The following is an 11402-nucleotide window of genomic DNA, read 5'->3' as shown; positions in this document are numbered from 1 at the left end:
AAATTAAGAAAACCATCTCTTAATTTTTATACCAACGTGTCCAAATTAGGCTGAAGATTTACACAAATAAGTAAATCTTGCATTAAGCTTTTTGTATTAATAAAGAAAGCAGCAATACTGATTACTTCTGCATGGTTTAGCGAGTCTCTGGTTGTGTTATCCCCATTAGGATTATAGGTAAATCTTACAATCCTGTCTAAATATTGAACACGTTTTCTCTTTGATTCTATTTTTTTGGCTCTTTCAATAGAAGTTTTATTCTGGAGGTTTCTACTTCTACTTTGTTGCTCTTCAAGGTCTGAGATCTCATCTTTAAGGTTTTCTCTCAACCATTGCTTAATATCGTGAGTAAAAGTTTTTATTAAATCCCAGGCAAAACTATGTATTGTACTTACATGAAATATGGAACTATGTTTCAACCGGTGGGTTATTTCGTCAGCGGCAGCATTAGTATAGGTTATTGTAGCAATCTTTTTCCTTTCCAAACGAAATTGCTTTCCATAACTGTGTTCGAACTTCTCTAATACATTTACCAATGACCTTGTTTTCCCCGAACCTGCTCCAGCAAAAAGGAAAAAACTTTTTGGAGACTCTAGTTTTAAACATTCGAATATTATATCATCAACACTGTTGTCAATATTATTGTCACTAATCTGAGAACTCATGGTTTAGAAATTTGGTTAAGCGATAATTCAGTGCTTTTGTTTAACAACTTTTCCTCAAGCCAATCTAAGCCTTGTTTGATGTATAATGGTGTTTTTAATTTGTTTGGCTCTTCAAGGAATAAAAGTTCAAGTGCAAATTCAGCCTTTTTTACACTCTCTGCGGTTATAGCTTCATACATTTTCTTCGCTGCATCCTTAATGTCAGGTTCCATAGAAGCTTTATACATTTTCTTTACCAATCCGGTAGCTCCTGAGAATGCTTTAAATACACTTTGGTTTTCCAGCACCAATGAATCTTCAAATGTGTATGGATATACTTCAGTTATACTCTCCTCTTCGTCTAATATTAATGGTATCTGATAAGCAACTTTGATAGGCAAAGATTTATGATCTTTATTTTTCTCCGGAAGTTCTAACAGTTTATCAAGATCACCCTCATTCGGAAGCCAATTTTTTAATGTGTCATTTCCAGTCTTGTATCCTTTCTGCTTTTCCGGCTGAATTTTATTCCATCTTCCGCTTTCCTCTTTTTTGTATACTGAATCTATATCTGTAATTATTAAAGTTATTACCCCCAGACTCTCTATCAAAGGTCTAAGTCTATGAGCATGACTACCGCCAATTTCCAGAATCGAAATATAGCAGTTGCTTAAGTTTGTATGTCTTTTTATGAAATAAGGAACCAGCATTCTTTCTACAGGACCTTCAACAAGGATAACAGCATCAGCAAAAAACACATCACAATGAGTAGTTTTTAAATATCTTATTGCAAAACGAGTTGTGTCATCTTCTGTTCCAAAAGTTTTGGAAAGATTAATGACTGTAGAAGTATTAATTTCTCCATTATTAACAATATTTCGTTTGAAATATCTGAGCGATGTAAAATCTACTTCATGAGCAATATGATTCGAATGCGTACTTATTATCAATTGTGTCGAGAACTTGTTATTGCCTTTTAGGTTTGTATTATTTCTCAACACATTATAAGCCTGATTAATAAACACTTGTTGGACCTGGGCGTGTAAATGAGCCTCCGGTTCTTCTATCAAAACTAAATGCAACGGTTCGAAATCGCTATCCGGAGTTTCTGATTTTTGTTTGTAACTTTTACCAACCTGCATCCACTCATCTCTAAATCGAATAAGCTTAAATATTATTGAAATAAGATTTTGATAGCCAAGGCCATTGTACTTCTCCGGCAAACTCAGTTCAGGATGATTTTCATCTAGACTATATTGAACAGAAGATTCATGATTTAAACTTTCAACTGTGTTAAATTTACTAGATAAAGTAATTTTGGGATTACCAAAACCTGGATAGTTTAATAACTCCAATTCTCCCAATGAACTTTTAAAACTATCCTTTAAATTGGTATCAAAGATCTTCTTCGCTTCTTGTATAGCTTCCATCGCATTTACATCATCCGGCGTTGGATTTTCAAATGGATTAAGGTGTTTATCATAGTAACTTCTTAGCTGACTAGATAGATTTTTAATATTTGAAGATTCTGTTTCTTCAGGATTTGTTCCAGAAAATCCACGCTGAGCATTAATGATGTCAACCTTAATTAACCCGTTGAATGCTTCAGATTCTAATGGAATACTATTGTTAGGAAGCTTTTGTACATTATCACTAAGTTCTGGGTTTAAAAGATAAGTTTTAACTGAAAAAAAGCTGTTAATCCTTTTATCCAGAAAGTCCCACATATCTTTAGGCCACATTTTAAAATCTCCATTTTGAAATTTTCGGGAACTAACGATTGCTTGAGAGCTTTTTATTTTATCAACAAACTCGGTATATAGTTCTTCAATATTATTGGGTTCATAACGTAATCTAACACCTAATAAACCTCCCGTCCAATCTAAAGTTGGTATCAAATGATGAACGTGATGAATCTCGTTAGGCTGAACATCCAGCCAGACATCAATTGAAGGAACATAATTCTCCCAGGGTTCCATAGAAAGATCAAGTTCTTCCTTCTTTTGCGTATTTATCCATTTTTCTCCTATTGAATTAATATCTTTCCAATTTGAAAGTGTAAAATCCTTTGAAGTGAATCTTGATTTTGCTTTAAAGAATAATATTAAAGCATCCATTGCGCTTGTCTTCCCACTATTATTAGCTCCCACAAACAGTGTTTCTTTGAGAGATAATTCAATTCTACATTTTTTTAATTTTCTGAAGTTTAAGACATCTATAAATTTAATGTTCATTATTTAGTGTTTTGTTCATAATCCTACAAAATTTTGCCAAGTACTGATTTCTCTTTGTTGCTCTGATGTATATTAACGATTCCCTCCCCTATTGCTTTCCAAAAGTCAAAAGCAGCTTGTTATTCTCACGGCCATGAATTTAATTAGCAAATGTAAATTTTGAGAATCCGACTTTTGAAATATATTTAATGAAGTCCGTCAATGAAATATTAATCATTGCTTTAGTTGTTTGATGTTTATTGAAGTTAATGTCTATTTACAATATTGCTACTTTTTATAAATCGATGTCTTCCTGAACAGTTAACAGTAGTTTTATCAAACGGGAAAGAATTTTTGTATTCAATATTTTCAGGCGGTTGATTGTAGTTTATTAAAGCCGCTTCAACTCTTTCGTTGTAATTTTTATCGATAAACGTGTAACAAAAACAAATGCTTTCTCCTCTTTTTAAATACGTTTTCCAGTCATCCCATTTTTCGTGAGTATTGATTCTGTCATTTATATCGTCGGCTTTGACAATATATATTAGTTCTTTCAAATCTACCGTGTCTTTTTCTCTGTTGTAAATACACCTATAAACACCATAAACTCCCGATTTGGTTGAAAGAGTTTTTATCTTACTTTCCAATCGATATCCATTGAATTCTTGGTCAAATGTTTTTTCTGCCATAATTTTTCAGTTTTTAAAATGTTTGCGAACTGTGGTTGTATGAGGTAGTGTCGGTCTGACAAGAGTCTAGTGTCAGACCGAAACTGAGGTTGGGACGAGATTCGATTTGTCGAATCCGTACAAACTCAGCCAGGACTTAATCCATGTGTCATAAGTTGGGCTATATTTCTATTTTCATTTATACTATACAAATTTTTTGTTTAATCTCATCAAGTTCTGAGTCAGAGTATTTTGTATTTAGAGTTTTTAAAAAGGGTTCAATTTCTGATTCCTGTTTTAAATACAAATACTTAATGTCTGATAATCTAAATTTTAGTTTATTATCCTTTTGTATCTTACGATTTTCCGTTTCTAAAATTGTTTTTGATTCAAACTCATCTCGAGTCAAGTTAAGTTTAAGTCCATTGCAATCAATTGGTAGAAACCGCCATTCTCTTTCGTCATAAAATCTTGTGATTTTGGAGTCAAACTTTTGTTGGTCTTTTATATATGCAAATCCTTCATAGGACTTGTAATTCATTAATAGGTACGAAATATGATTATTAAGTCCTTGTAATTCTTGTTCGGTTATTTTATTATCTGATAATCGTTCATACAATTCTGCAAAATATTTCAAATTTATAGATGGCATTGAATATTTATGAGTATATACAACAGGTGTTAATCTATTTTTTATTCCCCAAGATTTGTCTAAGCCTATTCCATAGTCTCCAAATCTAAATCTGTGATTTTTTTGTAATGGTGTCGGAATATCACAAAAGCATATTAAGGGAAAAGCCATCTCAAATGAATCGTTTGTTTTACTATCGATTAAGTTTAAATAATCCAATTTCTCAAGACAGTAAAATGGCATAAAATAATTGAGAAGTATGCTTTCTAAATGTTCTATTTTTGTCGTGAAGTGAAATAGAAAGTCTGCGCTTATTTGAGATTCTTCTTTCATTCTAAATTTGTGTCAATACTTTTTAGCCTTGCTTACAGTGTGTATCATATCCATGTTTGCTATTTTCTTTATTTAGCATTTTAAGTTAAAGCTATTCCGTAAAATTGGTGGGATAACAACACATGTTATGTTTAATCGTAAAAATATCATCTAGTGGAATTAATCAATCATAAGTAGTTCAATTAATCGTTTTTTTAACTCACTTCTTTTATTTCTCGATAAAGGGATATTGCTTCCATTACTTAAAATAATTTGCTGATCGCCGTGAAAAATTTTTTGTACAAAATTAAGGTTCACTAAAAACGATTTGTGAACCCTGAAAAATGATTGATCTTTAGCGGCCTTTTCAAACCATCCAAGGTTTCGGGTTGCCAAAATTTTTCGATGACTATCTAATACCACTTCGGAATAACTTCCTTGGGCTTCTATCAAAACAACCTCATCAAGTTTTACTATTTCCGAATATTTTGCATTCGTTATTAATAAAGATTTGTTAATCATAAACTAGCTCCAGTTAGGGTTCGTAATTATATATCGTTCATATTTATTTAAGCCTTAAATAAAATTTAATACTTTTGATCCATGATGACAAAAATAATTAATTCATCTATACATTGATCAACTTAGTATTAAATTAGAATGAAAGTTAATAACATTTCCAGGGAATTAATTGGAGCATCTGCCATACCTCTTATTCTGGCAATTTTAAAAGAAGGCGATTCGTATGGCTATGAGATTATACAAAAGGTATACGAATTATCTAATGAAAAAATTAAATGGAAAGATGGAAGTCTTTATCCAGTTCTGAAAAAACTGGAACAGCAAGGCTATATCAGATCATACTGGAACACTTCAGGCACAAGAGCTCGTAGGTATTTTTCGCTATTGCAGGTTGGAGAAAAGGAACTAGAGAAGGAATTTCACAACTGGCAACTGATTCACACAATGTTAATTCAATTATGCAAGCCACAGCCGAATTCAATTTAAACGAAAAGTTAAAAGAATGGGAACAAGATTTAAAATCTTCTCCCGCCATAACACAACGGGATTGCGAAGACCTCAAAGCTAATCTTTTGGATCGTTACGACGAGTACAAAAGCAAAGATCTTGATGATGATGAAGCATTTTTACTCGCAATTAAAAGACTAGGCAATAAAACGGATTGGGAGAGCGAGTTTGAAGATTCGAATTTTCACTTTTTACAAATCAAAAAAACGTTGGGATTATTTGGCGGTATATTTTTCTATTTCTTTGCGAGTTACCTTGCATTGGTAATCGATAAAAGTATATTGATCGCACTTGCAAATCTGGGCATCCCTCCACATGTTTCCTACACCTTTAGCAGGATATTCCTGCAAGTGATTTGCCTTCTGACCTTTGTCGGGGCTTTAAGCTTAATTAGAAAAGAAGAACGCTTCCTGCAATTTATTGGTAAAATAAAACTAGACCCAAAAGCTGCAACTTATATTTTAATTGGTACTATTATTCTTGCATCCATAGACCGGTTATACTATATGCTAATCAGACAACTTATAAAAAAGGAGCTACTTTTATTTAAAGTATGGAATACTTTTACCTGGTTTGAATATATTTTTCCACTGATTATATCCGTTGCCTTTGTATGGATATATAGAAGATATTATAGAGATACAAAATTAAATTAGAAAAAAAAGACGTTTATGAGAAGAAAGGTATTGATGATTATTGGTTTATTAACCTTATTGTTTGCTTGTGATGAGGAACAATATCAATATTCGTGTGATGAGGAGGTTGATGTTTTTGTAAAAGAAAACCTGGAATTATTTGAAACTTGCAATTTAGAACTGCTTGCAAGCTATAGTACAGAAATTCAGCGAGCAGCATTAAGAATGAATACGCCCGAGAGGAGATTTGAGCTTTGGAACGAAAAATATGAGACACTGCTATTAGACCCTTCCTTTAGCGAGAAGGAACAAATTCATATCGAAAGTTTTATGAATCAACTAACAGTAAAACATTTTGATCCTGAAAACTCAGAATTGTTTGACGAGCTATTGGATTTTTATGTTAAATGGGAAGGGTATGCTCTTGACACTCTGGAATGGGATAAGGAAACATTAAGTCTTATAGTTGCTTCGCTTCAAACGGAGCGGAACCTAGGGATGAACACAAAATCTGTTTCTACAGATCCAATGGCAGGAAGTGAATGTTCCTGTAACACTGGTAGCGATTTTTGCAATGATACTCAAGCTTCTTGTGTGGAGAGTCAAAATTGTAGAACGGGACAAATTATGGGATGCGGAATATTGGGCATGGAGGAATGCGATGGGAGCTGTATATATGGCCAATAACTGTATGAAATTATAATTTCATAGTGGTTAAGGTATACTTGAAACATTTATAACTAAAAATAATGAAAAAAGGACCAGGGAAAGTATTTGAGCGTATTTATATACATGCAGCAAAAATAAAAACAACCGAAGGATGGATTTTGGCTCTTCACTCAATGGATGGCTTAAGCGAGTTTGCCTTTCAGCCGGTTTTTAATAAGAAGCCGGAGGTTACCGTGGAACTCCTGAACCAGCTTTTTGACAATACCTTAAAAGATTACAACACTGTTTTCCACCCCAAACAAATTGTTTTTGTTACCAATCTGCCTGAAGAATATGCAGAACTTATACAGCAAACCAAAGCCGCCAGGCACCGGTTTATTTTTGACAAAGAAGTGACGTTAAAAGCAATGCACGGTTTGCTTAGCAGAATGACTCATGAACTGATAGAACTCTAAAATACAAAAGCCTGGCAATTGCCGACTTCTCTTGTCATGTTTAAATTCCATCTTAGCCAAAACTTTTTATTATTAGTGATATACCAAGAACAATAGCAAGAACAGAACCAATAAGTCCTCCAATATTGTCTTTGATGACATCTTCCTTTGGTTCTATTGGACTTTTTATCCTAATAATTAAAAACTATCCCCAATATCAGGGCTGCTATTCCTCCAAGTAATTTGTAATAATTTATTGAATCCACAATGACTATTTCTTCTTTTCATTTGCCTTTATACCCAACCATTGAAGCAGTTTCAACTTTAATTCTGCACCAGTTCGTAAGATAGTTTTATCATTAGCACCTAATCTTGTTGCAATACTGATTTTTTTACCGCTACCAAAGCCCGCCAGGCTTACGGAAGTAAAAGTATTTCAAGTATTATAAAGAAGAGCCCGTCTAATGTCGGGCTCTTCTCATGCATACTCTATTTGTTAAAAACTCAATTTCTCCCAAAATGAAGGCTGTGAAGATTTTAATTCAATTGTATATCCTTTCTTCCAGTATTCATCTATTAACCCTGTCAGTTCTTCTTCTTTCTTCTGTGAGGGGATTAAAAACTCAAACTTTTCTAGCTTACCATTTTGAATAAATTCCACCCAGTTGTTACCTCCGCCATCTTTTATTGTTCGTTCGTAAATCCGTTTCTCTTTCGAGGCATTAAGCGAAACGGTTACTAGGGTATTTGCCAAGCTTATTTCTTTACCTGATAAATCCAAACGGTCTGTGTCAAAGTAAATTTCCCCTTTGTTCTTTTCCTTATTAAACTGAAGAGCGATTGAAAACATAACTAAAATAAGCGCAAAAACAAATAACATTACTTCAACAAAAAAGGAAACATCAACGAACAAACTAATGAAACTGCCATCTCTTCCTCTTCCAATAACAGCCCCTCCAAGCAGTATGGCAATTGTTCCCAATATCTGTCCAGTTACCTTCTTGAAGTAGAATCTTTTAGAATTAATCAATGTATACTTGGCATCTATATCTTTATTGTTGTTCATCATCTTTGAGCATCTGGTTTACTTGTCTAACAATTTGGTCAAGGTTGTCATTAAGGTAATTATTCGCCTCTTTAACACCTTTGTTTGTCGTCAAATCAAAACCTGAAAGGTTTTGCTCCAAAGTATTATAGATGGCATTCATGTGGTTCTCCACACTTTCAGAGTTCTCTCCATTTGAAAATTCCATCAAAGCAGGGTTGGCAATATTAACATTCCCATCTTGAAACTTCTCTGTAAGATTAAAAGTTGCCGAGTGTAATGCTTCTGCCTGAGTTGGTGTATTATCTGTTGCAGCTCGAGCGACCTGATAAATACTATAACCTGTTCCCATTTTCCCAAACACACTTGACGTTTTAGCAAATAGACCTCTATTCGGGCCAACAATTGCTTGTTTAGATGCTTCTCTGGACACATCTTCTCCAAATTTCATACCTGCACCAAGAGTTGTTTGTGCCATCCCTTTTCCATCAAAAGCTCCTAACGATTCTGCAAAACTTAAGCCAATTCCTAACCATCCAGTTGAATATATTGCTTGCTTCGTTATGTTCGCCATCACCCTTTGACTAGTTGTAATTCTGTAGACTACAACCGTACCATTATTTCGGACATAAGCTCTGCCTGAATATGGCCCCTTGACTTTGGGTTCCATTCCTAACCAGTCGATAAATAAGATTGGATTGTTTGCTGCATATGCATATGATGATTGAAAGTAGTATTTTTCCGAAAGCAGGTCTTGCGTGTGGAATCTACCCAGTGCTGGGTCATAAAACCTAGCCCCGTAATCATAATACCCCAAATCAAAATCATTCTCCAGCTCTTTCCCGTTGTATTGATAATTGTTTGTACTGGAACCCGAACTAAGTGAACTCATCTCCATGCCAAACGGATAATAATGTCTTTCCTGTACAAGTACTCCTGAGTCATCAATTACTGCTCTAACGTTTCCAAGGTGGTCTTTCAGGTTATACTCGTAATCCCAACTACTGCCGTTTTTAACGGCCCTTCCTTCAGGTGTAATAATATATTTTAATGAACGCGTTCCGCTGTTGGTTTCGTAAACAAATATACCACAATAGTCCATTTTTGTGATAGTACCGCTGTTTTCTACCGTTTTTCGTAGCTTCTCACCATCAAAAGTATAAAAATAATTTACGTACTTGTTTTGCCCCGACCAGTTTATCTCGCGAGGTAAGTTTAACAAATTGTAATCGGTAATGGTTAGTTTATGGTTTTCGTGTGTAACATTACCGTTTGCATCGTAAGTAAAGGACTGGGCCGTAGAGCTACCCGGGTAATCAACCGTCGACGAAGCATCTCCAGAAAGATCTTTAATTGTAGAAACTTGATTTCCGGTGTAGGTAATGTCTATTTGGTCGATATAAGTTCCTGAACTGTTTCTACGGTTTATATCTACCAGGTTACCGTTATTATCGTAACCATAGCTGGCATCCAATGCATACGAGCTATACGAACTATTATAAAAATCAGCATTGGTAAGTCGGTTAATGCCATCGTATGTAAAACGGTAAAGCATATTCGTGTTGGACGGTGTTCCCCAATTTATACCCGAGATATTTCCGTTATACATTGCACTACCTCCACTTGGTGACGAATTGTAATATAGTTGCATTCCAAATTTATCGTTTTCGGTAAAACTTGTTGGACTATTAATTTGGATTAACCAACCCCGTATATTATAGCTGTAATCCATACGCTGTAAAAAGGTGCCATTACTAACCGAATGCAGGTATTTATCCACTAATGATCCAGCTTCGTTGTAATTATTTCCGGTTAGCAAAACTTCAGTTCCCCCGTTTATACGGTGTCGTACTTTCATAATGCGTCCACGATGGTCGTAGTCAGTATATTGGTCGACATAAGTTGTGGTACCATCTGCGGTGTGACGGTAACGGCTTTGTTCAACCAAACCGGCAAAATTATAGGCATTTGTAATATAGTCTTTACCCATTAGGTGGTTGTCTTTCGCTGTTTGAATCAACCGCCCGTATTTGTCGTAGTAGTAGGTGGTTGTTATCCAGGGGTCCATTCCGCTTTCATAATCTAAAAGGATGGTCTTTTCCATGGTTAAACGCCCTGTATTATCGGAAGCCTGGCTTTCTCCCAAAGTACCTGCATCAGAACCAAGGGCAATTTCATCACTCATGCTATAATCGTCATACGACAAATATTTATAGGCAACACGACTGGTTCTTCCCTCCATATAATCGATATTGCTTTCAACAGCATTTGCCAAAGTTTCGCGAGATGAGGTACTGCTCCAAATTCCTTGTTCTGTGGGTCGGTTTAACCCATCGTAAATTGTGTATTGCCATTTATCAGCAGTATTTAAGTTTCCATCCTGAGTAAGTACTACACGGTTGCGGTCATCGTAAACGAAATACTCCCATCCTTTTCCGGGAATCCACTTTTCCACCATGCGGTTTTTATCGTCGTATTTATATAAAAAACAGGAGCTGGTTGATGCCGGCGATGATCCTTTGGGTTGTACAACGGCACGTAACAAACCGTGTTCGTCGTAACAATAAGCTGTCCTTAGCCCGTTAATTTCAGTTTGTACCAGTTTGCCTTCAAAGTCGGAGTATTGTTTACTTACCTTTCCATCTTCATCGGTAGTTTCGGTCAAAAATAAACTTTCGGCCGGAAATGAAACCGATGAATAACTACTACCAGTATAACGCCATGAAGAGATGGCAGTAGAGTTGGTTTTATAGTTTACGATTACAGGATTATTATCTAATTGCCAACTGGCACCGGGTGCCCCTTGTTTAACAGGCCTGCTTAAGGCTGATGGTTCGTATTCGGTTTGCGCATAACCTTTGCTGCCATCGGTTGAACCATAAATACTACTTAAAAAAGTGCTTTGTGATGAAGCAAAAGTGGAAGTAGTAACAAAAGCTCCATTGTTCGAGTTTTTTGCATACAGCAGGTATTGCTTGTCGTCTCTCCCATGGTAATCGTAAGTTTGCAGGCCTATCATGTCGGCACCATTTTGCGATGCTTTTACCTGCACAACTTCTATCGGACGGCCAAACCCATCATAATATTGCACTACAGGCGCTGTTTCGCCAGTGTTGTACGAT

At 35.2% G+C, this 11402-nt stretch carries 11 protein-coding genes; 4 read left to right on the top strand and 7 right to left on the bottom strand.

The genetic code is table 11. The features are described from left to right. Positions 1 to 26: 26 nt before the first annotated feature. The 5 genes from SLH46_RS21475 to SLH46_RS21455 form a co-directional block, all read right to left on the bottom strand. On the bottom strand, positions 27 to 665 hold the full coding sequence (locus SLH46_RS21475; RefSeq protein WP_320283284.1) for a UvrD-helicase domain-containing protein: 639 nt from the start codon (positions 663 to 665) through the stop codon (positions 27 to 29). Continuing rightward, a complete protein-coding gene (locus tag SLH46_RS21470; RefSeq protein WP_320283283.1) occupies positions 662 to 2878 on the bottom strand; it encodes an AAA family ATPase in 2217 nt (738 codons plus the stop codon). Before SLH46_RS21470 ends, SLH46_RS21475 begins: the two co-directional genes overlap by 4 nt. Positions 2879 to 3123: 245 nt before the next feature. Next, entirely contained in the window at positions 3124 to 3546 is a 423-nt protein-coding gene (locus tag SLH46_RS21465; RefSeq protein WP_320283282.1) for a hypothetical protein, read from the bottom strand. Between the two features lie 178 nt (positions 3547 to 3724). Next, positions 3725 to 4489: an abortive infection system antitoxin AbiGi family protein gene (locus SLH46_RS21460; protein WP_320283281.1), complete on the bottom strand. Its 765-nt coding sequence runs from the start codon at positions 4487 to 4489 to the stop codon at positions 3725 to 3727. 159 nt (positions 4490 to 4648) lie between these two features. Next, a complete protein-coding gene (locus SLH46_RS21455) occupies positions 4649 to 4990 on the bottom strand; it encodes a LytR/AlgR family response regulator transcription factor (RefSeq protein WP_320283280.1) in 342 nt (113 codons plus the stop codon). Between the two features lie 138 nt (positions 4991 to 5128). Here SLH46_RS21455 and SLH46_RS21450 point away from each other — a divergent pair, with 138 nt between their 5' ends. The 4 genes from SLH46_RS21450 to SLH46_RS21435 all read left to right on the top strand — a co-directional run bounded on the left by SLH46_RS21450 (position 5129) and on the right by SLH46_RS21435 (position 7256). After that, entirely contained in the window at positions 5129 to 5476 is a 348-nt protein-coding gene (locus SLH46_RS21450; RefSeq protein ID WP_320283279.1) for a PadR family transcriptional regulator, read from the top strand. Further along, on the top strand, positions 5449 to 6153 hold the full coding sequence (locus SLH46_RS21445) for a hypothetical protein (protein WP_320283278.1): 705 nt from the start codon (positions 5449 to 5451) through the stop codon (positions 6151 to 6153). Before SLH46_RS21450 ends, SLH46_RS21445 begins: the two co-directional genes overlap by 28 nt. Positions 6154 to 6168: 15 nt before the next feature. Further along, on the top strand, positions 6169 to 6819 hold the full coding sequence (locus SLH46_RS21440) for a bacteriocin fulvocin C-related protein (protein WP_320283277.1): 651 nt from the start codon (positions 6169 to 6171) through the stop codon (positions 6817 to 6819). Positions 6820 to 6881: 62 nt separating this feature from the next. Further along, complete coding sequence (locus SLH46_RS21435; protein WP_320283276.1) at positions 6882 to 7256, top strand: hypothetical protein; 375 nt, start codon at positions 6882 to 6884, stop codon at positions 7254 to 7256. Between the two features lie 475 nt (positions 7257 to 7731). On the opposite strand, the gene SLH46_RS21430 is transcribed toward SLH46_RS21435, so the two are convergent. Together SLH46_RS21430 and SLH46_RS21425 are read right to left on the bottom strand one after the other, a co-directional pair. Then, on the bottom strand, positions 7732 to 8304 hold the full coding sequence (locus tag SLH46_RS21430; protein WP_320283275.1) for a hypothetical protein: 573 nt from the start codon (positions 8302 to 8304) through the stop codon (positions 7732 to 7734). After that, on the bottom strand, positions 8288 to 11402 hold a 3115-nt coding region (locus SLH46_RS21425; RefSeq protein ID WP_320283274.1), incomplete at its 5' end, for a DUF6443 domain-containing protein. The genes SLH46_RS21425 and SLH46_RS21430, both read right to left, overlap by 17 nt.

This window comes from Draconibacterium sp. IB214405, from assembly GCF_033963885.1.
Taxonomy (GTDB): domain Bacteria; phylum Bacteroidota; class Bacteroidia; order Bacteroidales; family Prolixibacteraceae; genus Draconibacterium.
This window is presented reverse-complemented; position numbering and strand designations above follow the sequence as displayed.